Origin of the sequence: Paractinoplanes pyxinae (assembly GCF_026626335.1) — a bacterium.
In the GTDB taxonomy this organism is placed as follows: domain Bacteria; phylum Actinomycetota; class Actinomycetes; order Mycobacteriales; family Micromonosporaceae; genus Actinoplanes; species Actinoplanes pyxinae.
The window spans coordinates 58,390-81,369 of sequence record NZ_JAPNTZ010000018.1 but is presented as its reverse complement, the minus strand read 5'-3'; the positions used below and the strand labels follow the sequence as shown (position 1 = coordinate 81,369).

Sequence of the window (22,980 nt, the reverse complement as noted above, 5' to 3'; positions counted from 1 at the left end):
GGGGTCGCTCAGAAGATGGAGTTCCAAACCTTCTTGGCCGAGTCACCGACCGCGTCGCCGGCATCCTCCAGGCCGGGACCGACCGCGGTGAAACCGTCCTCGATAGCGTCGCGGGTGCCTTGCGGCAGAGAATCGTACGCGGCGTCCAAAGCGCCACTGGTAGCCATGCCGAAGACCAGTCCGCCGACGGCGCCGGCGACTGTGCCTACCACGGGCACTGGAATAGCGGAACCGATCATCGCGCCGGCGGTCTGGCCGGCTCAGGCCTGCGCTGCGGTGGCGCCTGAGTCCGGCAGTGCTCGGCGTGGGGGAGTCGGCCCGGCGCCGCGAACTGCGCCAAGCTCACGGGAAGCTGTGCTGGCGTCCGGCGCTGGCTGGTCATCGTGCTAGGGCCTGATGCCGTGCCAGCTGGTAAGGATGCTTCACCGCCGGGCTGCTCGACGGTTGCCGGGCGTATTGCCTGTTGGCTAAGGCGGCGCATGACGCCACCACCGGGCAGGTTCGCTCCACGTGCGCGCGTCCCGCGAGTCTCATGAGCCTTTGGCTACGGTTCGGGCCGGAAGGGCGACGCTGCGGCCGGTGAGCTCAGTCGTGCTGCAGGGACCAGTCGGCGTCGCCGTCGGTGACGGTGGCGTCGCTGTATTGGCCGGTGTTGGAGACGGGCCAGACGCCGTTGGGGAAGCTGGTCGGGTCGACGGCGTCGCCGTGCAGCGTGATCATGGCGGTCACCTGGGCGCCGAGGAAGGCGGCCAGGGTGGAGACGGCGGTGACGATGACGGCGGTGCTGACGCCGGCCTCTTCGAGGAACAGCGCGATGCCCGGGGCGGTGAAGATGCCCGAGCTCATCCCGGCGATGGACACGGCCAGGGCGGCGATCAGCTTGGCCAGCACCCCGGCCAGCACGATGTAGAACGCCAGGCCGGCGCCCGCGCACGCCAGCAGGTTGAGCGAGCTGCTGCCGGCGATCGAACCTACGCGTGCAGCGGCGGTGGACTGGGCGCCCGCCGCGGCCAGGTAGGCGTCGCGGGCCTTCCCCGACCAGTCGGAGTCGTCGACCACCAGGTTCTGGCCGGTCAGGTCGGTGGAGATGCCGTTGGCCCGGCCTTTGATGTCCATCCACTGCCAGGAGTCGATGAACATGAAGATGGGGGCGGCGGCGCCCTTGAGCAGGTCGAGGAACCACTCGAGGATGGCGGCGCCGACCTCGACGGTCTTCTCGGCTATCCACTGGAAGCCCTGGGCGACCGGCGGCGGGACGTACCAGTGGCTGGTGGCGCTGTTCGCCGCGGGGATGACCTGGTTCAGCTGACCTTGAAAGGTCTTGAGCCCGGTCTCGATCTCGCGGATGACGGCCTCGTACTGGGCCTGAGAGAACACGACTTCTTCCCGTCAGTAGACGTTGCGGATGCGATGCTCGGAGGCTTTGTCCTCGGCGTCGTAGGTGCCCGCCACATTGCGCAGGGTCGCGGCGATCTCCGTCATGGCGGCTGAGCCCTCGCGGGTGCGCGCCGCCATCGCCTGGATCACGTCGTTGTAGGGCCCGACCATCAGCTGGAACAAGCCGGCTTCGAGCCGGCCGAACTCCATCGCCGCCACCTTCGTGCTCAACTCGGCGAGCTTGCCGGCCTGGCCGTCCCACTCGCCGGCCTCGGTGCGCAGGGCGTTGGTCGCGACGGCCACCTGCTCGCCGCTGGGAGGTTGAGTCACCGGATGCGGCTTGGTCGTGAGGGGTCGCCTTTAGGGCTTTCAGGGTGGCGAGGGCGTCGCCGATCAGCGTGTCCGACCCGGCGCTCGCTGGCGGTGACGCCGCAAGCTGCGCCACCGCCTGCCGGAGCGCGGCGGACAATGCTGCGCTGATCGAGGCGCCGTCGTGTCTTGCGGCCCAGTCTGGCGTGATGGTGCAAGCCGTCAGGCCACCCGCCTCGATCTGGATCGTGACGCGCTGCCCGTCGTCCTGCCCCCGTACCGGGCCCGGGGCCGGCGGGCGGGTCTGCGCAGCTTGCAGCTCGAGCAGGACGGCCTCGGCCAGGTCGTTCTCGTCGCGCGGCCGGCCGGTGAGCGGTTGCGAGTCCGGGTCCGGCCGGGCGGGCGGTGTCTCGCCGTCCTCGGCCCGTGCCCGGCGCTGCCACCAGCCGTCGTCGTCGGCCCGGTCCGTCCACACCCGCTCGGCCCGCCGCAGCGCGTCGGCGTTGGCGTCGAGGACCGCGCCGGCGAGCCGCTTGGGCTCCAGCCGTTGCCACCAGTCCGCCCGGATCTGGATCTGGGTAGGCACCCCGTCACCGCCGAGCACGACGCTGACCCTGCCGGTCGGGTCGCTGCCCTCGACGTGCTCCGGAACTGCGGCGGCCAGGTCGCGGGCAAGCCGGCCCAATTGTGCCGCCTGCTGCTGCAGTCGCCGTATCCCATCCGGTTCCATCGCGTTCAACTTTCCGAGGTGCGTGGCGCCGCCTGCAGCACCGCGCGTCCGATCATCGCGACCGAGACGGCGGTCAGCGCCAGCAGAACCGCCAGGATGATCGGCGAGCCGCCCGCGACGACGAAGAACAGGGCCATCAGCGCGACGACACCCACCGCGGCGAACACCGCAGTCACGACGCTCACCCGAACCGCGGTGCTCGCGCCGCGCCAGGCCACGAACGCCCCGGCAGCGGCCACCACGGCGACGGCCGCGGCCACGGTCGCGGTGCCGGGCCGCCCGAACGGGGACGCCTGAGCGACCTCGTCGAACCCCGCACTCGCCAACGCCACGACGAACAGCTCGATCAACGCCGTGACAAGCAAAAGCGCTACCGCGAACCCGCTGATCCGAGACGTCCCGGACGTCGGCTTCCCCACTTCTGCACCCCCGGCTACTTAGGGTGATCAGAGTGTCCTATTCGTCCGGGGCTGCGCAACCCTGTGGCAGGGCGAAGTCACGTCATCGGCAGCCCGAGATGGCGGGCTTAACCGTTGCGTGTTTCGTGGTCTTGGCAACGGTCTGCTCGGGCGTCGCAATGCCGGAAGGCGGCGGTAATTTCGCCTGAAGTGAAGGTCTTACTCAGCAATCGGGTGGCCGCGTGCATGGCAGCCACTGATGCGAGGCTGCGTACGCGAAGCACCCAGCGGTGAACGGTTTCGAGCCCGACCTCAACGGTTTGCGTCGCGGAGACTCAGATCTGCAGGCGATGCTGCAGCAGACCGCCGATCAGATGCAGCGCTTTGACGCGCAGCTGGCCGCTGCCGGCGAGCCGTGGGGCCGCGACGATCTCGGGTCAATGATCAGCGAGATCTAGAAGGGCGCGTATGCGATGGCCACGAACTGCCTGAACTCGACCATGGACGGCTACGTCGAACGGCTGTCGCTGACCGCTGATGCCCACCAGAGTGCTGATGAGGCGGCGGCGCAGCGGTTACGGGCACCGGGGGCGCTGACGTGCCGCGGTAGGACACATCGACTCACGGGGGAGACAAGATGGGATTGCAGCTGCCTGGCGAGCTCGTCGAGGTGATAAGCGTGCTGGGGTTCACCTGGCCGGAAGCGGACGAGGAGAAGCTGTTCGAACTCGGCCAGTCCTGGATGGACTTCGCCGGGGCGATCGAGTCGCGGGTCGAGAACGCGGACGCCGCCGCAGCCACGGTGTGGCAGCTCAACCAGTCCGAGTCGATCGCGGCGTTCCAGGCGGCGTGGCAGGCAGCGGACAGCCCGTCGCAGCGGCTGGCGATGGCGGCGACCGGTGCGCAGATCATCGGCGCCGATCTGCTGGTGTGCGCCGGCATCGTTCTCGCCCTGAAGATCAACGTGATCGCGCAGCTGACGATCCTGGCCATCCAGATCGCTCAGGCGATCGCCACCGCCGTGGTCAGCTTCGGCGCGTCGTTGCTGGAGATCCGGTTTTCCGGGCGTTGACGAAGCTGGTCCTGGACCAGCTGCTCGACTTCGCCGTCAAGTCGGTCATCAATGGCCAGGCGACGGGGCACCGGCAGACCCCGAGTCGGCGGTGCGGCGGCGCGGGGCGTGATGAGAGCGCTGGAGAACGTGCTCGAGGACGGCAAGGTCCACGACTATGCGGCGCAGGCGGTGGCGCGCAACTCCCGAGGTCGGCCGATCCCGGCGGATGTCAAGCGCCTGCCCAGCGGCAAACTGCCGTCGAACCGGCAGTTCGCGGGCAAGAAGTTCGACGACCCGAAACGGTGGACGCCGAAGCTGCAGGAAAAGTACCCAGACGGGGTGCGGTTCTCCGACGACGGTTTTCCCGACTTTTCGCCGCACGTGACACACACCGTTAAGTTTGATCCGCCCGGTTTCGCAGGCAACCACTCGACAGACTTCACCGAGGCCAACCGTCTGGCCGGGTTGCCGGAGACCCCGGACGGCTACACGGGGCACCACCACCAAGACACCAATACGATGCAGCTGATTCCCAGCGATCTTCACAATGCGGTCCGGCACGCCGCTGGCGTAGCGTTCACGAAAGGCAGAAGCTGAGCATGACGGTCGGATATCGCCGCCAACCGCCGGCAGCGCCTGGCGCCGACATCGAACGCCTCGAGCAGCGCATCGCCAGCCGTTTGCCCAGGATGTACCGCGACTATCTCGCCGGGCAGGACGGCGGCCGTCTGGAGAGCAACACCCGCGCGGCCAAGGAAGTGTTCGGTGTCCGCGATGACGCCCCCGATTGGGCGAACATGTGGGACATGCTCGACACCTATGACGGCCGGGTGCCGTCGTGGCTGCAGCCTGTCGCACAGGACGAGTACGGCAACCTGTTCGCGATCTCCCTGCGCGCCCAGGACGAGGGCAGTGTCTGGTTCTGGGATCACGAGGAAGAAGCAGACGGAGCGAGCCGGCGGAGGACAACATCGAACGCGTCGCGGACGACTGGAAACAGTTCCTGCAGCAGCTGCAGCCCGTCTGAGCACGCTCCACGCTGAAGTAGTGCTGCTAGAGATCACCATCCCGATCGGCAACGCCACCTCCGGCGTATACGTCGCGGCGGCGTCCGCAGGTTGCGACAAGGAGCCTCATCGGCCGTGCTGGCAGGCCTGAACGTGATCGCCAGGCCCGCCGGTAAGTGGGCGTGACGGGAACTCGCATGCTCTCTGTTCGCCGGTGGGCTCGGTCGGATGGCGGCCTTCTCGCCGGCGGGCCCGGCGGCGGCCGTCCCTCACGGACAGTCTTCCATTTGGCTCGGGATGTTTCCGGCCGTCGGCGTGTCTATCGTTGCGACGTCCAGTACGGGCGGGATCGCAGTCTTCAGGCACGAATTGGCACTGCGCTATGACGCGACGGCAGCCGGCCGTCACACGACAGCTGCCTCTGAAGGAGCTTTAGCAATAGACAGAGCGTCGCGGACGTCGAGCTGGCCGATGAAGAGTCGGAGTCAATGGCGAGATGGCTTCACGCCCATTCGCCGAACGGTCACCATCGTTGCGTCAGTCCAAGAATGTGCGGCGTGGGCCGTGTTGATCGTCGACCGCAGGTGCTGCCCGTCATGTGGTACGGGCGCGAGCAGCGAGAACTCCCGGTGAGCGCTGCCCGATCGCCCGTCGTTGCAGCACCGGGATTGCAGCCAATCTTAAGGTTAAAGTCCGACGGCGACTGCAGCGCGAATTCATTCTCAAGGGTTGATGGATTGTGGAAGCCTAAATCCATGATCATGAGACGCTGTAGTTAGCCACCAAGGCCTCACAGACGCTGGTGGCGGTCTCGAGCAGCAGCCAGACGGCCAGCACTGCGCAATATTGGCCAGCAGCAGGTGTAGGTATGCAGACGCCTATGCAGTGGCGGGCTGGTTTGTTGCAGTGCTCGATCTGCAGGTGGTAGCTAGGGCGGTGAGTCGGCTCGTAGGCAACGGTGAAAGCTGGAGTACCAGGCCCGGCGCCTCTGGCAATCAGGTCGTCGGCGTCTCGGTGGGTCGAGTTCGCCGGGATGCCGTGAGAAGTAGCCACGCCAGAGCGCTGAGCGCACCGCACAACAGCAACGTCGACCGGTAGCCGATGATCTGCGCCGCCGACCCGGCCAACACTCCCGAGACGAGCGAACCCGCTGCTGCCGAGTTCGCGAACATGGTTGTCGCCCGCCCGGTGGCGTGCGGCATCAGGTCCTGAAAGTAAGTGATGCCCAAGGCGCCGACGACGGCGATAGCGACGCCCCGGGCGATCTGGGCGAGCAGCAGGACCGTCATGTTCGATGAGATAGCGATGATGACGAAGTAGAGCAGGAGCAGCGCCATCCCGATCAGGATCAGCCGCTTCTTGTTGGCCCGCGCGGGCACCAGCAATAGGGCGAGCGCGGCAGGGATCTCCACGGCCGCGCCCACGCTGAACAGAAAACCGACGTCGCTCTCAGACTGACCGAGTACATCGGTGACATACAGCGGCAGGACGACCGAGCCGGCGAACATGGCGGTGTGGAAAAGCGCGAAGCTGGCTACCAGAACAGCGACCGACCGGCCGCTGGGTGACGCCTCGGCCGGCGCGGACGACGCGGACGCCTCCGGTTGCGGTGGCGGACCTGCTAACAGCACAGGGACGGCGACCGCGGCGAAGCCGACGGCGGTCACGACGAAGAGACCGGTGAAGCCGTACCAAGGCAGTAGCGCCGCACCCACCATTGGCCCGATGGCCCAGGCCAGCGACCAGACCGAGCGCAGCAGGGCGGTGCCCCGTGTCGAGTTTTGCGACGCGGTGCTCTGCAGGTGGCTGCGCGCCAGGACGAACAGCTGGGCGAAAGCGGCTGTGCCGGTGCCCAGAAAGGTGGCGGCGATGATCAGCAACAGGGCGTAGGAGGTGGTGGTCGTCAGCAGTAGGTAGCCGACCGCGGACGCTATTACAGCCAGCAATGCCGGCCAGCGGGCGGGTGACCGATCGTAGCGGCGGCCGAGCAGTGTGCTGACCGCGATGCCGCTGACCGAGACCAGCGAGACGAACACCCCGATGGCGAAAGGCGACAGGTTTGCGCGGTCGGAACCGAACAGAACGAGATACGGGCCGGTCATCGATTCAGCGACGCCGAGCAGGAGCACTCCGCCGACCAGCAGAGGCAGCAACCGCTTGCGAGGCGCAGCACCAGGTGAGTGGGCCGCCGAAGCCGGGCCAGCAGGGGTCTCTTGGTGCGCCGTCACCGTACCTCCGATATCCCGAACCGCGTGTTGAACGCATTGTTTCAATCGGCGTCACTCACTCGGCAAGCGGGATGGCGCGAGTCGGCCACAGCTCAGGCGCCTACCAACGCGGTGACACAAGCCGTGGCCATTGGAGCCTGTCTATCCCGCGTAGCGGTTGGCTTCAACCTCGTGCAGGACGAGGAGGGTTTGCACGATCGCGGTGGCACGGCGTGGGCAGCAGCGCAGCTTGGCCAGGACTCTCCAGTTCTTCAGCGTGGCGATGGCCCGCTCACCTCGGGCGCGGACCTTCGCGTGCGTCATGTTCATGGTCTTCTGCCAACGTGACAGCTTCGGCCGGAATCGGCGCCGTTTGAACGGCGTGCGAACGCTACCGCGGGCGCCTTGATAGCCCTTGTCGGCGAAGGTCATCACATCAGCATTGGTTAGCGCCGCGATGATTTCGTGAATGCGAGCCGCTGTCAGGTCATGGGCCGCGCCCGGCAGCGCCGCCGAAGCCCACACCAACCGGCCCGCTGCGTCGGCGATAACCTGGACGTTCACGCCGTGGCGCTTGTGCTTTCCGGAATAGTAGGGCTTCTGATCGGCGACACGGTCGATCGGGATCAGCGTGCCGTCCAGTATCGCGTACGCCAGTTTGCGGATCCGCCGCATGGCGGTGGCCAAATCCGCGGCGGTCGCTGCGAGCAGAGCGATCGCTTCCTGGACGTACCGCCAGGCGGTAGCGACGCCGATTCCGAACCCGGCAGCAAGACGGGTGTAGGTGTCGCCGTTACGCAGGTGGGCCAACGCAAGCAGGGCTTGCTGTCCCGGGTCGAGGCGTCGCCACCGCGATCGATGCTGCTTGCGGTGGATGCGGATACGGTCGGCCAGGTGATTAAGGGTCCGGCCAGACAAGCTAATCGTGGACGGGTAAGACAGCACTGGCCAGGCTCCCGGTTTGGGCATCGGTCACGATCGGACTGCTGTCTTATCAAGAGCCTCTCGTTCACCGACACTCGCCCCTTCTCCTCCCTTGACCAGCGCCGCCAGGTTGGAAAGGCTCACTGTCGCTTCCCAGCCGAAGTGGCGAGCCAACGATCTGCGGTGGCGACGAACTGGCGAGTTCTCATTGAATGTGGCGAACGAGGTAGGGACCCCCGGCGCTTCGACGGCGAACCGCAGGCGCCGAGGGTGATCACTAGGGTGTGGCGCTGTGGACGATGTGACTACTGGCCCTGGGAACCTCGCTGGTACGGGCGTTTACGCTGCGCGTGACTTCGAAGCTGGCGAGGTCGTGGTGTCTTACGAGCTCACGCCACTCGATGAGGCTGCTTACTTGGCCTTGCCTGCTGGCGAGGACCTCTTCGTGCACAGCTACGGAGGCCGTCGCTACCTCTACCCCGCGCCAGCACGCTTCGTGAACCACTCTGACAATCCGTCTTGCTACCAGGACTTCGACCGAGGGTGCGACATCGCTTTGCGGTCCATCACGCAGGGCGAGCCGATCACCATCGACGCCACCGACGAAACAGCTCGCGAACTAGACACCTTCCTCGACTCCTACCAGCATGCACTCCGTGAAGGGGCAGGTAAACTCCTCGCTGGGTTGATCGACCGCGATGCCAGTCTGTGGCTGGCGGGACGCGCGGTCCGTGGCAGAGGGGCGTTCGTCGCTACGGTGTTCGAGGCTGGATTGGTCTCATTGTCGGAGGTCGAGTGGCTCGTCGGAACCGGACGCTGGGAAGCGCTGTGCTCTGCCGAAGCCGATACTGTGCGTGGTCGCCAGCACCAGACCATGCTGCTTAAGGTCATCGCCGGCAACTGGCAGATCGTCTACCAGCATGCCGGGTGAGCGCCCCCTGCCGATCAAGGCCACCACCGCGATGCAGCCAGGCAAGTGCTGACGCCGTCAGCCCACGAGAAAGGCGGGGTCGAGGGGCAGATCCGGCTGGTTCCGCCGCAACCATCTGGTCCCAATTCCCGAGGTTGACTCGTTCGAGCAGCTCAACGCCATGGTCGAGCGCACGCCTGACCGGGCGAAGCTAAACCACGCCGCCGCCGCGGAGAAGCTGATGCAGCGCAGCGAACCCAACGACGATCTCCTGCCAAGACTCTAGAAGTCTGCGAGGAATACTTGGCCAACGCTAGCCAGCCACCCGCCGCGAGCTCGATGCACTCCTACGCACCGGGAAGATCGCCGGCGGGCCCAGATGGCTGATCGACTTGCTCGCTCTCACCCGCCAGCGCCTGCATGGTGGGTCCCAAGATCAAGCACAATGATTATCACGAGACGCTCAGCGCGGGCCTAAGAGAGCCGCGCGATCGGGACCCGTTCTTACGACCGAAGCCACTTGCGACTGCCACGCCATCGACGCACGTTTCGCCGAGTGGTACGGGCTTGTCGTGGACGGCGTCAACTTCACGGACATGAGCGTGCGGGCCGCCACATCGGATACAGCGGTGGGCTGCCTGCGGCGGTGACCGGCGAACGGTAGTCGGTGAACCCGTGGCGCAGGCAAAGGGCCCGGCTGCGCGGGCTGCCGGCCTCGAGGTAGACGGGTAGTCCGGTCGCACTGACGCAAGTTTCGTGATCGCGCATGAGCCGGCCGCCGATGCCGCGGTTCTGGTGATGCGGGCTGACGGCGAGGCAGGCGAGGTGCTGATAGCGGCCAGTCGGCCGCTGCCGGCAGGCCGCTTGGTCCAGCTGGGTGAGGCGCTGTGCCGCGGCGGTCAGGCGGACGACGGCGGCCAGTTCGCGCAGGTCTGGGCCGTCACCGGGCCGGCTGGTGTGGATAGCGGCGGCGACGATGCGGCCGCCGAGCTGGGCGACGCGGACATGGCAGGAGTTTTGCAGCAGGGCGGTGACGTAGGGCTGGAGCAGCGGCTGGCGCTCGTGCGGGTCGGGTTCGGCCCAGGTGACGGCCGGGCAGCAGGCAAGGGCGTCGGTGAGCACGCGAGCGGTGGCGTCGCGGTCCTGCGGCTGGGCGTCGCGGATGGTGATCGGGTAGGTCACGGTTGCTGACGTCCTTGCCGGCCCGGCTGCGGGTGGGCACTGCCGGCGGTAATGCCGGCTGCCGGCCGGGGAGCAGGAACGGCCTCGGCCCCCGGGAGTGTGGGCAGGTGCTCGACGCTGGGCTGTTGTTGCTGGCGCCGGATCCAGAGCGCGCCGCTCACCCCGGCGGCGAGGTACACCAGTGCGGGCGCCCAGGTCTTGACCGGGTCGGTGGTGCGGACCAGGTCACCGAAGTAGAGGGTGCTCAGCGCGGTGATGACGATGAGCAGAAAGGTGGCGGTGATGGGTGCGAGCCGGCGCCGTCGCCACTTTTCGCCGTGCGGGTGCCGGTGCAGGTGGGCGACGACGGCGACGGCTGCCAGTGTCATGCAGGTCAGCACGCCGAGGCCGCCGGCGGTGGTGCCGTAGAAGAACAGGTCTTTGGCCGGGTCGGCGCCGGCGGTGACGCAGACGGCGAGGGCGAGCAGGGTCAGGGCGGATTGGGTGATGCCGGCGGTGACGGGCACTTCGTCGTGGCGGGTGATGGCCAGCCATGGCGGCAGCTTCCCGTCGCGGGCCAGGGTGAGGGTGTAGCGGCCGATGGTGGTGGCGAACGCGAGCATGGCGGCGAACAGGCTGGTGGCGAACAGCCACACGCCGAGCTGGATGACCCAGGCCGGGACGTGCGGTGCGGCCAGGACGAAGTACAGGTCGGTGGGGTGCTGCTGGGCCAGGGCGATGATGCGGCCGGGCCCGGCGGTGATGGTCATGATCAGTCCGGTGCTGGCGTAGAGCAGGCCGGTGGTGGCCAGGATGGTGCGGATGGCGCGCCGCACGGTGGTGGTGCGGTGCACGGCGATCAGCGCGAAGGCAAGGGGTACTTCGAAGCCGATGAGCCCGGTGATGGCGCCCATGAGTGATCCCATGCCGGTGGGGCTGAGCAGCGGGGCCGGGTTGATGGCTTCGAGCGGGTATCCGTCGGCGGGGTGTGCCAGCAGGACGACATTCAGCGCGAGGACGTAGCTGATTTCGGCGGTGACCAGGATGGTGAGCAGCAGCATGTTGGTGCGTGCTTTGAGCTGGGTGAGCACGGCGATCATCGCCCAGGCGAGCACGGCCCACAGTGCCCACCAGGCGTGGTCGGTGGCGGCGGGGCGCAGTGCCCGGTCGGCGGCGGGGCCGAAGGCGCCGAACAGGCCGACGAGGATGGTGCTGTAGGCGATCAGGGCGATGATCGCGGCGGCGCCGGCTGCTGGTGCGCCGAGTCCGGCGGCGACGTAGGAGTGCAGGGCGCCGGCGTGGGGCAGGTGCGCGGCGACGGTGGACAGGCCGGTGGCGAAGATGCCGAGGATTGCTGCGGCGAGCAGGTAGCCGGCGGGGGTGGCGATCTGGTGGAGCTGGCCGAAGCCGAGGGGGACGGCGCCGATGATGATGGTCAGCGGGGTGACGGCGCCGAGGCCGTGGAAGGTGAGCCGGGTGGTGCTCAGGCGGTGGCGGGTGGCGTGCTGGCGCAGTGAGGCTGGGTGTGGGCGCATGGCGGGGGTGGGTTTCCGTTTCGGGGGCAGGGGTGGGTGCGCCGCGGGCGCGACGGTTGGGTCCCGGGCGGGGTAGCGGTGTGGTCAGCGGGCCAGGGCCAGGTCGTGCAGCAGGTCGGTGGCGGCCTCGAGTAGTGGCTGGTAGGCCGGTCCGACGCCGGCGGCGGGGCCGATGGCCCGGGTGATGGTGGTTTGGCGCAGGTGGCCGAGGGCGATGGTGCCGAGGCTGCTGGCGTTGATCAGGTGCAGTAGGAAACGGTCGCGGGCCTCTGGTGGCCGTCCGCTGTAGAGGGCGGCGACGGGTGCGATGGTGATCGTCCGGTCGGGGTCGGCGGCGATGGCGGTGATCTGCCGTGCCCACAGCAGCCGTCGCCGCCGTGGGCGGGCGGTGCCGGCGCGGATCATGCGGGCGGTGACGCGGCGCCGGATGTCGACGGCCAGCCCGTCGATGACCTCGTGGGTGCTCAGATCTGGTTCGTGCCGGATCTGGTGCAGGATGCGGGTGCCCAGCGCATCGACGGGTGGCTGCGGCGTTGTTGCCACGTTGCCGAATCGGGCCGGGGCGCGGCGCGTGACGGTGATGTGGCCGGCGGACGGCTGGAGGGCGCGGGCGTGGGTGAGGTCGCCGAGTGCGGCGGCGGCCACGACGATGCCGGCGGCGCGCGGGGAGGTCAGCAGGCGCCCGGTCCACGGGTCCTGGCTGGCCCAGACGGCGTCGTCGGCGAGCCAGCGGGGGTAGGGCGTGGTGTCGTTCACGATGGTGTCCGGTCCTTCGGTGCTGCGGGCTGGGGGTGTGGCCGGTTCGGCCGGTTCAGGGTTTGCGGGCGGCGCCGCCGTAGATGCCGACGGCGGTGTCGGGGGCGATGTCGCCGCGGGTGCGGGCACGCCAGCGCTGGACGGGGACCAGGCCCGGAGGGGCAAGTTCGAGGCCGGTGAAGAAGTCGCCGATCTCGTCGCGGCTGCGCAGGGTGGTCGGCACACCGGATTTGGCGATGACGCCGGCGGCGGCTGCGGCGACCTTGGGGACGAGCAGGTCCTGGCTGCCGTGGGAGATGACCAGCCATGATCCGGGTGCGAGCGCGTCGAGTAGCTGCCGGACGAGCGCGTGCGGGTGGTCGTTGTCGTCGAGGAAGTGCAGCACGGCGACCAGGAGCAGCCCGACCGGTTCCTGCAGGTTGAAGGTTGCTTGCAGCCGCTTGTTGTCGAGGATGGCTGCCGGCTGGCGCAGGTCGGCTTCGACGAAGGTGGTGATGGCGCTCGGGTGGGGTCGTTCGAGCAGGGCGCGGCCGTGCACGGCGACCAGCGGGTCGTTGTCGACGTACACGGTCCGGGCGCCGGGAGTGAAACGTTGCGCGATCTGGTGGGTGTTCTCGTCGGTGGGCAGTCCGCAACCGATGTCGAGGAATTGGGTGATGCCCTGCTGGCTGGCCAGGAAGGTGGTGGCGCGGCGCAGGAACTCCCGGTTGGCGATGGCGGCGTACCGGATGGTGGGGAGCGTTTCGGCGATCAGGTCGCCGGAGGCGCGGTCGGCGGCGAAGTGGTCTTTGCCGCCGAGCCAGTAGGCGTAGCGGCGCGCCGGGTTCGGCTCGGTGGGGTCCAGCGGCGGGTGATCGGTCATGCCGGGACCTGGCCGGTGTGCGGGTGGCCGATCGGTGGGCGACGTTCGGTGCTGCGGTGTCGGCTGGCGCGTCGCTGCGCCAGGTGTGGCGTGGCGGTGCTGTAGTCCTGGCTCATCGCGGCACCTCGCGCGGTGCCGTGTGGGGTCCGGGACGCTCGTCGCGGCAGATGTGGGTGGCGTGGTGCCGGCCGAGCCGGCTGGTCAGGTAGTCCGGCTGCGGCTGGCCGGCGGGGCACAGGTAACCGCCGGGGACCGGCGTCCACGCGGAAGGTCCGGCCGGGTCGGTGCCGGTGCGGCAGCTGTCAGCCATCGCTGTCTGGGCGTGGCGCAGCATCACCAGCACGGCGCTGCCGGCGGGTGCGGCGCGGACGAGGTCGTCGAGGGCGGCGCGGCCGCGCAGGCATGCCTGATGCTGGAAGACCGCGACCGCGTGCAACGCCTGCGCACACACCAGCCGGGCCGGGTCGTCGGCGTCGCCGGCGAGGTCGCGGTACATGCTGCACACCTCGGCGGCGTCGTCCTGCCCGGTCCAGCAGTTCAGGTCGGCCAGCACCGCGCACGCCGGTAGGGCTTGCGCGAGTGCGGTGCCGGGCAGGCTGGCGGCGTGCACGGCGTGGCCCAGCGCCCGTTCCGGGTTGCCGTCGAGCAGGTGGGCTTCGGCGAGCAGGGTGTGGGTGACCGCGGCCGGCCAGGGCAGGGTGCCGGCGTGCGCGTTCAGGTAGGCCACGGCGTGCTGCGGGTCGGCCAGGATGGTGTGGCGGATCTGCTCGAGCGGGTCGGCCGGTCCGCGCGGCGCGGGTGGCAGGCCGGTCATGACGCCATCCTCGGCTCGGCGTGTGCTGCGCCCGGCCGGGCGGCGGCAGGGAGGGTTTCCAGGGTGGCTAGCCACTGGCGCTGCTGCTGCTCGAGCGTTCCGGAGGCCGGGGGAGCGGGCGGTGTGGCGCCGCAGCGGTGCGGGTGAGTGATGGTGACGGTGGCCAGCCAGCCGGCGGCCGCATGCCGGCAGGCCGGGTCGAGATCGGCCAGGTGGGCGGCGTCGTCGGTCAGCACCCGGGCGGCGGCGCGGTGCTGCCCGCAGCCGGCCCGCACGGCGGCGGCCGTCAGCAGCACGACGGCGGCGTGGCCGTAGTAGCCGTGCGGGCTGGCCTGCCACTGCCGCAGGCCGATCCGGGACTGCTGCTCGGCTTGCTCGCACTGCCCGTCGCGGTGCAGGGCGACGGCGAGTTCGCACCCGCTGGTCAGGGCCCGGCCCACGTCGGTGCCGGGTTCGCAGGCGGCCAGCCGCTGCTCACACACCCGCACGGCGTCGAAGCTCAAATCCTGGGCGGCCAGGACCTGCTCGTAGACACGGCCGATGCCGATGGTCGCGGGACACGCGCCGCCCCAGAGCCGCTGGGCGGCCCGGTAGGCGTAGCGGCCCCACAGCAGCCGGGTTTCCGCGTCGGTGTCGCTGCGGCGTGCGGTCAAGGTGGCGGCCACGATGGTCTCCGGGTCGTCCGGCGCGGTGATGGGGTCGAGTCCGGCCACCAGCGGCGGCCAGGCGGCGCCCGCACCGCCCGGCCGGGCGAGGTCGCCGGACGCCGGCGGCGCCGGCCGGGCCATGCGAGCCATCGTGTGCAGCCAGGTCAGGGTGCTCATCGCGCACCTGCCTGGGGTGATGCCGGACGAGGTGCTGCTGTGCGGGGTGCTGCTGCGCGGTCGCGGGCGACACGCGACCGCGCAGCAGCGGGGCGGGCCGGGTACGCAGCGCTTCGACCCCTCGCGCGATGCTGCGTACCCGGCCGGTCAGGACCCTCGGCTGGGGAACCAAGAAGGATCCTGACCCGTCCCGGCTGCGGCCGCGTGGCATCGGCGGCAGGCCCGGGGAATCTGCGGTGGATCAAGCTCAGGGCGACGACGGTCATGACAGGCATCCCTGTTCGCCGCTGGTGTTGCCGGCGGGCCGGGGCATCGGCACCACGGTGCGGGCGAGCGCGGCGGCGCGCAGGTCGTCGAGGAACTCGCCGACCCAGGCCGCCTCGAGCCCGGGCATGCAGATGATCCGGCCGGTGTGCTGGTCGCCGCCGAGCACCCACGGCCGGGCCAGCCGCCCGGCCGGCTGGGTCAGGGTGACGGTGAACGCGGGCGGCTGCCAGCGGGCACGCCAGCCGATGCGGCGCAGCCGTTCGTAGGTGTCCGCGGCCAGCCGGCGGGCCGCGTCGGCGCGGGCCCGGTGCTTGTCCAGCCCGCCGGCCGTGGTCAGTGACCACCACAGCAGCAGCGGGGTGTGCCCGTTGCGGGAACCGGCGATGGTGGTGTCGGCCGCCCCGATGTAGGACACCGGCGTCCCGGCGGTGACCGGGCGGCGCGGGTACAGCAGCACCGCGCACGGCATCAGCGTGGACAGGAACTTGTGGCCGCTGACCACGACGCTGGTGGCGCCCGCGGCGAAGCCGAACGGCGGCTGTTGGTGTGCGGGCAGCAGCGCGCGGGGGACACCGGCCAGGGCGGCGTCGACGTGGATGCGGCGCCGGGTGACACCCAGGTGGTCGCACAGCCCGGCGATGCCGGCGACGTCGTCGGCTGCCTCGGTCTCGGTGGTGCCGACCGTGGCGACGATCGCCGCCGGGCGGTCGCGGAACCGCATCAGCTGCATGCGCAGCGCGTCCAGGCGCATCCGGCCGTGAGCGTCGGCCGGGACCGCCACCAGCGGGGCCCGCACCAGGCGAGCGGCTTTGGCGACCGAGTAGTGCGCGGCGGTGGACGCGTACACGACCAGGCCGGGCAGGGCGGTCGCGGCCTCGTCAACGGCGTGGACGGTGCCTTCGGTCGCCCCCGACGCGACATACCCCCACACCTGCTCGCGGTGGCCGCCGAACAGGACACCCAGCCGGCGGACCACGTCGATCTCGTAGTCCTTGGTGTGGTTGCGGCCGTGGCCGGGCTCGAACGGGTCACCGACGTTGTTGAGCAGCTGCGAGCTGAGCACGGCGGCCAGGTCCGGGTAGGTCAGGTCGGTGGCGCCGGGGAAGGCCAGATGGTGACGGCGGTCGGCGGCCAGCACGGCCTGCAGCTGCGCCGCCCGGGTGGTCAGCGGCGGCGCCGGGTCACTGGCCGGCAAGGTCACCTCGGACAGGGTCATGGCCGCCCCCGGCGCGCCCGCGGGCCGTTCTGCATGGCCCGGCGTTCGGCGTCGGCTTGGCGCAGCGTGAAGTCCAGCAGCCGCATCCCTTCCAGCAGTGGCCCGCGCACCGGGTCGCCGTACAGGGCGTGCAGGCCGGCCTCGGCGAACGGGTACGGCGCGCTCAGCCGGTACAGGCTCAGCGCCCGGTAGGAGTGGATGGTGGTGGCGTTGAAGGTGCCGGCGCCGTGCCGTTCGGCCGCGATGATCTGCTGATCCTCTGGCTCGGCGGAGCCGGTGGCCACGTACAGGATGCTGCCGCCGACCTCGAGTTCGGTGCTGGCCGTCTGGCACACCTGGGCGAACCTGCCGGCCGCCGTGTCCAGGCTCGACAGGCCCAGCCCGAGGTAGACGGCGTGCTCGCCCATCGCCGTGTCGCAGCGGTTCGCCAGGTGCTCGCGCAGATCCCACACGCTGCGCGGGTCGCGTTCGCGGGCCTGCCGGGTCAGTTCGGCCAGCAGCGGGCCGGCGTGGCGTGACTCCGGCCCGGCCAGCCACAGCCGGGTTGCCGCGACCACCTCGCTGCGCCGCCCGCCGGCCCGCTCGGCCGTGGCGGGCTGGACGAACAGGAACGCCAGGGCGTGCGCGGACAGCGGTGTCCGGTAGCGCAGCCGGTAACCCTTCTGCGCGTGGTTGACGCTGAGCAGCCGCAGCCGGTGGAACACCTGCCACTGCTGGTCGTGGACGCTGTACTGGTCGTCCTCGAGCGCGTCGTGCGCGTCGCGCTGCTGCTGCGCCACCACCCCGGGCAGCAGATGCCCGCCGGGCACGCTGGTGGCGGAGTACGGGTCAGGGGGATAGGTCACCGGTTCACACCTCGATGTCGTTGAGCTGGGGGTCGAGCACCCGGGCCGGTTGCGGCACCCCGCGCCCGAGCTGCGTGTAGGTGTCAGGGTGGTGCCGTCGCAGCCACGCCCCGCCGGTCAAGCCGGTCAGCACGGCGGCGGCGATCGGCACCGCGATCAGCCACGGCCGGGCCGACCCGGTCGGCACGTCGAGGATCAGCCGCAAGTTCGAAGCCATGAACGTCAGCGCGAACACCCCGGCCACCCCGCCGGCCAGCGGGAACACCCGGCGCACCAGCGGCGGCTCGGCCCGGCCGTGGCCGCGCGCGAAGAACACCAGCGCCGACCAGGCCGCCGCGGTGAGCAATAGCAGCACGCACAACGCCCCCAGCGCCGACAGCCACGGGAAGATCACCGTCATCGGGTCAGCCCCGGCCACACCGAACACGGCCAGCACCGCCGCGGCGGTGACCGCCTGCACCCGGCTGCCGCCCAGCGGGGCGCCGCCCCCGGCGCCGGAGCTGACCGTCGCCCACGAGCGGGGCAGCACCTGCTCGCGGGCCAGGGCGAACACGTAGCGGGCCACCGTCGCGTGGAACGAGATCATCGCCGCCAGCACGCTGGTCACCAGGAATGCTGTTGCCAGCACCGTGATCCCGCTGCCGAACATCGCCTCGAGAAGATCCAGCGGCTGACGGTCCGGATCGGCCGCGCCGGCCTGCAGCTGATCCAGGCCCAGCCAGCTGGCGTACGCCCACGATGCCGCGCAGTACAGCACCCCGCACACCCCGACCGCCGCCGCCAGCGCCGCGGCGACCGCCCGTGCGGAGGTTGCCTCCTCCCCGTAGGCCAGCACCGACTCGACCCCGGCGAACGCCGCCATCGCGAACACCAGCACTGGTGCCGCCGCCCCCAGCACGAACAGGCTCGACGGCATCAGCACATCGGCAGACACTGCTCCGCCGGCGGGGCTGGAGAACCCGGCCAGGACGAAGAACCCGATCACCGCGATCTCCAGCGCCAGCAGCACCCCTAGCACCTGGGCGTTCACCGCACCCGGATGGCGGCCCAGCAGAAGCACCACCAGCCAGGCACCCCCAGCCCACACCCACCACGGCCCTGTGCCGGCCAGCCCGGCCATCGTCACCCCGAGCAGCGGGTACAGCGAAATCTGCAGCGCGTTGTAGCCGACGAACGCCACCCCGGCCGCTGCCAGACCTGCAGCTGGGCTGACGTGCGCCAGCTGCGCGTAGAACGGGGCGCCATGCCGCACGTGTCGGCCCACGGAAATCTTGGCGACCATCAGGACACCAAGCACAACCATGACCAGCAAGAACGACAACGGCACCCCGGCCACGCCCGTACGGGCATACGTCGTCGGGATACCACCGGCCAGCACGGTCAACGGCGAACTGGCCACCACCGCCGCGATGAACAGCAGTCCGCCGGTCATCGAATAGCGAGCGAGCGTTGGAGCGTGGTTCATGAAGCCACCGCCGAGAAAGCCATGAGGCTGGCTGGTGACTTGTTACCGGTTCTACAGTGCGCTTTCAGTCGCTTGACTCGCGATCTGATGTTCGCGCTGAGCAAGGCCGGTAGCCGAGTACGGCGCCGTACTCGGCAGAACCGGTTTACCGGCGGCTCAAGTGATGATCGAATGCTGGCGACCGTTGTCGGAAGATGACGCCCGCCATCTGACGAGCTTCGCCGAATTTCCCACCAGCCACCGAAAGTTATCCGCGCCAAGCGTCGGCCAGAGCTAGCACTCGGTCGCCTGCCCAGGACATGGTGACTCGTCAGGGGGCAACGGAGCTCCAACCTCATCACAGACTCCAATAGACTTAGAGCCGCCATGGCGCGAGCCCAAGTGCATGGCCGGACACGCGTTCCCTAAGCGGCAATCAAGGACGAAGGCGCTACTCGTTCACGATCTCTAGACGTCTGATCAGAAGGAATGCCGGACCCGTGTCCGTTGTAGTGTCCCGTTCTCGTGTCCGTTTACCGCTTGACCAGGCAATGGATGGCTCATGAGCAACGCTCGGTTGAGCCCGCCGTGTGGTCGGGAACGCATCCAGATGGTTGAGAGGCAGCCAACCCGTTTGCCGGCTGCTTCATCGAGCCCGTTGGATAACGCAGGGCACGCGGCACTGGTCTGCCGTTGCACGACCTAGCGTTCGTGTTGCAAAAGCGGCCCAGAACTCGGCAAGATCCGGTACTCACCCAGACGGTGGCTCGCTTGAGATGCTGCGCCTACGCTGGTGTACTGGGACAATCGCCGGGAGGTGTCAGTGCTGTCTCAAGCCGCAGGCGGGGCAGCCCGCGAACCGAACAGACTGCTGATTGCGGCTCGCCTTCAGCGTCGATCGCTGAGCGGGCCCGGCAGGCCAGGCTCACGTGCAGAGATGGCAGATGCCGTCAACGCGGCTCTCGATATCCTATATGCCGAGTATAAGAACCGGGCGCATCTGTACGTTACCGAGCGCTGGATCGGGAGTCTTGAGCGCGGCGAACGTCGTTGGAGTAGCGCCGAGCGTCGGGCTGCTCTGCGATATGTCACTGGCGCTCTCTCCGACCTCGAAATAGGCCTGCACCGACCAGTACGCCCTGAGCGCGGCGTAGCCGCCGAGCTCGCAAGCGAGAGCGCGATCGGCCATCCAGGCTTCAGCCAATCCGAAGAGGTCGGTGCAGCCAGCGTCTTAATCGGTCGCGAAGGTGAGCGTCTTGGGGCAAGCCACCCCGGCACCAGAGGTTCCGTCCTCCCTGCCTCGGGCGATTCGACAAGGGCTGGCGCGCGTGTGCGAGAGGCTGAGACATACGTGCCGTTTCTGCCGGCAGCACTGGACAGGCCAGCGAAGGACTGGTTACAGGGCAAATTTCATCGACCCGTGCGCGCTGCGGCTGGCTCTCGTGTAGTGCAACCAGAGGAAGTGTTGAAGGCAGAGGATCAGCTCGCCGCTCTGCGCGAACTCGATCACAGGACTGGTGCGGGCGTTGCCGGTCCGAAGCTGTCCGCCTTTGTCAGCGGCCCCGTCAGATTGCTCCTCGGTCGGGCATGTGACGATCCCGTCGTTCGATCCGATGTACTCCGCATTGCCGTCAGCGCCCGAGAGCTTGCCGGCTATCAAGCCGTGGACTCTGCGGCTGACGGAATCGCCCAACGTCACTATCTCCATGCATTAAGCTTGGTGGAGGATCGAGTCTTCGGTGCGTACTTGCTGGGCGTGAGTCTCGGACACCTGGCGTTGCACTGTGGCTATCCTGGTTACGGGCTTCGGATGGCGCAGATTGCAATCTCCGGTGCACCACCGTGGACACCGCCATCGGTACAGGCAGCTCTATGGGCTGTTATCGCACGCACCTATGCGCGATCAGGTGACGAGCCAGCGTGTACGGCAGCGCTACGCACGGCAGAAACCAATCTGCATGCTAGTGCGGCGTCGACAACACCCAGCTGGATCAGCTACTTCACACCCGCGTATCTTGCGGATGAGGTTGCTCACTGCATGTTTGACCTGGACCATCATGACTCCGCTCAACGCGAGTTGGCGCAAGCTGTTGACGGCGTCGGGGCGGGCCGAGTGAGGCGTTTGGCGATCGACACCGCCTTAATGGCGTCTTCGCTTGCCCTTGCTGGGCATGTGGAGGAGGCGTGCATGCGTGGGCGTGAGGCGGTTGACTTAGCTGCACGTACGGAGTCTGCTCGGGCCGTCCAACGAGTAGCCCAGGTCCGAGCGGATCTGATTGCTCATGAACACACCGCTCTAGTGATGAATCTAGTGGAATACATTCAGGCGGTCTTGCCCGCCGCCGGAAGCTATCCGTCGGCGAGAAGTCGCCGGTAGAAGTTCAATTCAGCTTCAAGTGCACTTGCCAGCGCATGCTGTGCCGACAGCTCATGTCGAGCGTCGAGGACGATCAGTTGGCTGGGCAAACCACGCGCTGACATCCCTCGGCTGAGCGCCTCGACGTCCTCTAAGGGCGCTACGTGGTCGTCGGTGCCATGGATCAGAAGGACGGGTTTTCGAATCCGCTGAGCCCGAACAGTGCCGGCGGGCCCGGCGAGAGCGGCTGCATGGGGTTGCTGCCATCGGGGCGCTGTGTGACGCCACCGTTGAGGATCGATGATCGCAGAACGCGCTACGGCCCCAGCAAACACCGACGGTTGTGAAATGGCCTGCAGAGCCGTGTATCCACCCGCACTTGCGCCTGTTATGAAAATCTTTCTCCGATGGGCTCGATTTACTTCAATTAGATATTCGGCTACTGCACTGCAGTCTTCTACATCGGCTGTGCCCCAACGCCCGTACAGGCTACGCCGGAAATCGCGACCGTAGCCAGAGCTGCCGCGATAATCGACGTCGACGACCGCGAATCCGTGACCAGTGAAGTACTGCAAGGACCAATCGAGCCGACTGGTCATCGCGGAGGTAGGTCCTGGGTGAACTCGAACGATGAGAGGCGGCGGGTTCCCGGTCGGCTCAACTGTGGGCGGATAAAACAACGCGTACATGGTGCCACCGGAGAATCCATGAAATTCTAATGGTTCAGGCGTAGAAATGGTTGATATATCCAGCGACGCATGGGTCCGCGGAGCACTTGCTTGTGGGTTGTCCGGATCGATCTTGGCGACTTGGGGTGTTTGAGTCGGAGATCCCGCGACCGCGAAAAGGCTCCGGCCATGTGAAACTAAATAGGGCTTGAAAGAAGTGAAGTTTGTTGAAACAACTTCAAGGCTATTTCCTCTCATTATCCGGAGTCTCTGCTGCAGTCCGCCATGAGTAATCAGGGCGATCGAGTTGTCGGCGCGGACGGCATATCCGTGGTATCCGGCTTCCCACTCGGGTGGAGCTAAATCAGCAGGCATGGGTGCCATCGGCGTTGAGGCTTTGCTGACGCCGTTCCAACGGTAGAGGTTCCACCAACCGCTTTTGTCTGAGATGAACCATAGGCGTCCGTCCGGGCCCCAAGAAGGCTGGGTCACCGATTCGTATCTGCTGCCCGATATGGTCGTCGCATCGATGAGTGCGCCATCGTTAAGAGTTCCTGTATTCAGTTTACTGCCATCCCACGGCATCTGGTCGGCGTCCCAGTTCAACCATACCAACTGGGTGCCTCTCTCTCGGGGAGATCCTAGGAAGCTATCGGATGTCAGGATCGATTTCGAGGTTCCGTCTGGGAATACTTCGACGAGATCGTTGCGATCTGCCCTTTCGCGAATGCATAGTAGTCTTCCGCCCGCTGCAGTCAGATCCCCGAGGTTTTCGTCCGCGCGACGCTGCATGACGATGCGGGCTCGGCCTTCCTCAAGAAGCCAAAGGTTTCCGTGTGCGCGGTCGACATACCAGACCAGATTGCCATCGGTCGCATATGCGGCTCCGCCGTAGCCGTGAAGGTCGCTCCCAATGTCAGCTCCCGGATGGCTGAACTCGGCTCCCTCCCCGCCGAGCGGCGCCCGCATTAGGACCACCCTGCCCTGTTCCATTGGACGCGACTCAAGCCACCACAGGGCGCCGGCGTCGACCCGGAGCTCATCGATGGAGAGAGATGATCCAGCGGCATCGAATGCCGAAGGAGCGTTCGGGCCAGTGCGCATCACTCCAGATCTTACTTGCGGTCTGTGCCGCATCAAGGTTCTCCAACGAGGCAGGACGGAGCCAGATCGGCAGCTCCTTGAGCGCTCGTGGCGTTACTAGCGGACCTGGCTGCCTCCTCGACGTGCTGGGTGCTCTCGCCGTCCGCCTGGCGGTAGTCGCCGGCGGTGTCGGCGAGATGGGTAGATAGCGCCGATAGCAGAGCAACGGCGTC

At 68.1% G+C, this 22,980-nt stretch carries 22 protein-coding genes and 1 pseudogene; 6 read left to right on the top strand and 17 right to left on the bottom strand.

Features of this window, described 5'->3' with window-relative positions:
• Positions 1–8: 8 nt before the first annotated feature.
• The 5 genes and pseudogenes from OWR29_RS39240 to OWR29_RS39225 all read right to left on the bottom strand — a co-directional run bounded on the left by OWR29_RS39240 (position 9) and on the right by OWR29_RS39225 (position 2,835).
• Complete coding sequence (locus OWR29_RS39240) at positions 9–212, bottom strand: hypothetical protein (protein ID WP_267568624.1); 204 nt, start codon at positions 210–212, stop codon at positions 9–11.
• Positions 213–585: 373 nt separating this feature from the next.
• Positions 586–1,377 carry a hypothetical protein gene (locus OWR29_RS39235; protein ID WP_267568623.1) on the bottom strand — a complete coding sequence of 264 codons (792 nt, stop codon included), beginning with the start codon at positions 1,375–1,377 and terminating at the stop codon, positions 586–588.
• A gap of 12 nt (positions 1,378–1,389) precedes the next feature.
• Positions 1,390–1,707, bottom strand: a complete 318-nt coding sequence (locus OWR29_RS39230) for a hypothetical protein (protein ID WP_267568622.1) — start codon at positions 1,705–1,707, stop codon at positions 1,390–1,392.
• Positions 1,708–2,173: 466 nt separating this feature from the next.
• Positions 2,174–2,416 (bottom strand): annotated as a pseudogene (locus OWR29_RS48415) (YbaB/EbfC family nucleoid-associated protein); the annotation flags it as partial.
• Positions 2,417–2,421: 5 nt separating this feature from the next.
• Complete coding sequence (locus tag OWR29_RS39225; protein WP_267568621.1) at positions 2,422–2,835, bottom strand: hypothetical protein; 414 nt, start codon at positions 2,833–2,835, stop codon at positions 2,422–2,424.
• A 269-nt stretch (positions 2,836–3,104) separates the two neighbouring features.
• Here OWR29_RS39225 and OWR29_RS39220 point away from each other — a divergent pair, with 269 nt between their 5' ends.
• From OWR29_RS39220 to OWR29_RS39205, 4 genes are all read left to right on the top strand, one after another.
• The gene (locus tag OWR29_RS39220; protein WP_267568620.1) at positions 3,105–3,272 is read left to right on the top strand and encodes a hypothetical protein; all 168 of its coding nucleotides are present in this window, start codon (positions 3,105–3,107) and stop codon (positions 3,270–3,272) included.
• 179 nt (positions 3,273–3,451) lie between these two features.
• Positions 3,452–3,886 (top strand): WXG100-like domain-containing protein, encoded by a 435-nt coding sequence (locus OWR29_RS39215; RefSeq protein ID WP_267568619.1) that lies wholly within the window; start codon positions 3,452–3,454, stop codon positions 3,884–3,886.
• A 111-nt stretch (positions 3,887–3,997) separates the two neighbouring features.
• On the top strand, positions 3,998–4,465 hold the full coding sequence (locus OWR29_RS39210) for an HNH endonuclease (protein ID WP_267568618.1): 468 nt from the start codon (positions 3,998–4,000) through the stop codon (positions 4,463–4,465).
• 2 nt (positions 4,466–4,467) lie between these two features.
• On the top strand, positions 4,468–4,911 hold the full coding sequence (locus OWR29_RS39205) for an SMI1/KNR4 family protein (protein WP_267568617.1): 444 nt from the start codon (positions 4,468–4,470) through the stop codon (positions 4,909–4,911).
• Between the two features lie 959 nt (positions 4,912–5,870).
• On the opposite strand, the gene OWR29_RS39200 is transcribed toward OWR29_RS39205, so the two are convergent.
• A complete protein-coding gene (locus OWR29_RS39200; RefSeq protein WP_267568616.1) occupies positions 5,871–7,004 on the bottom strand; it encodes a sugar efflux transporter in 1,134 nt (377 codons plus the stop codon).
• A 240-nt stretch (positions 7,005–7,244) separates the two neighbouring features.
• Positions 7,245–8,027 carry a transposase family protein gene (locus OWR29_RS39195; protein WP_267568727.1) on the bottom strand — a complete coding sequence of 261 codons (783 nt, stop codon included), beginning with the start codon at positions 8,025–8,027 and terminating at the stop codon, positions 7,245–7,247.
• A gap of 271 nt (positions 8,028–8,298) precedes the next feature.
• Between OWR29_RS39195 and OWR29_RS39190 the strand changes: the two genes are divergently transcribed.
• On the top strand, positions 8,299–8,937 hold the full coding sequence (locus OWR29_RS39190) for an SET domain-containing protein-lysine N-methyltransferase (RefSeq protein WP_267568615.1): 639 nt from the start codon (positions 8,299–8,301) through the stop codon (positions 8,935–8,937).
• A gap of 567 nt (positions 8,938–9,504) precedes the next feature.
• Here the strand turns inward: OWR29_RS39190 and OWR29_RS39185 are convergent.
• From OWR29_RS39185 to OWR29_RS39145, 9 genes are all read right to left on the bottom strand, one after another.
• Positions 9,505–10,098, bottom strand: a complete 594-nt coding sequence (locus tag OWR29_RS39185) for a GNAT family N-acetyltransferase (protein WP_267568614.1) — start codon at positions 10,096–10,098, stop codon at positions 9,505–9,507.
• Positions 10,095–11,612: an APC family permease gene (locus OWR29_RS39180; protein WP_267568613.1), complete on the bottom strand. Its 1,518-nt coding sequence runs from the start codon at positions 11,610–11,612 to the stop codon at positions 10,095–10,097. Before OWR29_RS39180 ends, OWR29_RS39185 begins: the two co-directional genes overlap by 4 nt.
• Positions 11,613–11,696: 84 nt before the next feature.
• Positions 11,697–12,368, bottom strand: a complete 672-nt coding sequence (locus OWR29_RS39175; protein WP_267568612.1) for a GPP34 family phosphoprotein — start codon at positions 12,366–12,368, stop codon at positions 11,697–11,699.
• Positions 12,369–12,423: 55 nt separating this feature from the next.
• Positions 12,424–13,230, bottom strand: coding sequence for an SAM-dependent methyltransferase (locus OWR29_RS39170; RefSeq protein WP_267568611.1), 807 nt, complete (start codon positions 13,228–13,230; stop codon positions 12,424–12,426).
• A 112-nt stretch (positions 13,231–13,342) separates the two neighbouring features.
• A complete protein-coding gene (locus tag OWR29_RS39165) occupies positions 13,343–14,044 on the bottom strand; it encodes a hypothetical protein (RefSeq protein ID WP_267568610.1) in 702 nt (233 codons plus the stop codon).
• The gene (locus tag OWR29_RS39160; RefSeq protein WP_267568609.1) at positions 14,041–14,868 is read right to left on the bottom strand and encodes a hypothetical protein; all 828 of its coding nucleotides are present in this window, start codon (positions 14,866–14,868) and stop codon (positions 14,041–14,043) included. The genes OWR29_RS39165 and OWR29_RS39160 overlap by 4 nt, the downstream gene beginning before the upstream one ends.
• 262 nt (positions 14,869–15,130) lie before the next feature.
• Positions 15,131–16,351 (bottom strand): pyridoxal-dependent decarboxylase, encoded by a 1,221-nt coding sequence (locus OWR29_RS39155; protein WP_267568608.1) that lies wholly within the window; start codon positions 16,349–16,351, stop codon positions 15,131–15,133.
• Positions 16,348–17,196, bottom strand: coding sequence for a hypothetical protein (locus OWR29_RS39150; RefSeq protein WP_267568607.1), 849 nt, complete (start codon positions 17,194–17,196; stop codon positions 16,348–16,350). The genes OWR29_RS39155 and OWR29_RS39150 overlap by 4 nt, the downstream gene beginning before the upstream one ends.
• Before the next feature lie 4 nt (positions 17,197–17,200).
• Complete coding sequence (locus OWR29_RS39145; protein ID WP_267568606.1) at positions 17,201–18,661, bottom strand: APC family permease; 1,461 nt, start codon at positions 18,659–18,661, stop codon at positions 17,201–17,203.
• A 916-nt stretch (positions 18,662–19,577) separates the two neighbouring features.
• On the opposite strand from OWR29_RS39145, the gene OWR29_RS48410 reads away from it, so the two are divergent.
• Positions 19,578–21,017, top strand: a complete 1,440-nt coding sequence (locus tag OWR29_RS48410) for an NsdA family TPR-like regulatory protein (protein ID WP_498371640.1) — start codon at positions 19,578–19,580, stop codon at positions 21,015–21,017.
• On the opposite strand, the gene OWR29_RS39135 is transcribed toward OWR29_RS48410, so the two are convergent.
• Positions 20,990–22,633, bottom strand: coding sequence for a S9 family peptidase (locus OWR29_RS39135; RefSeq protein ID WP_267568604.1), 1,644 nt, complete (start codon positions 22,631–22,633; stop codon positions 20,990–20,992). The two genes, OWR29_RS48410 and OWR29_RS39135, sit on opposite strands and share 28 nt — an antisense overlap.
• Between the last annotated feature and the right edge of the window lie 347 nt (positions 22,634–22,980).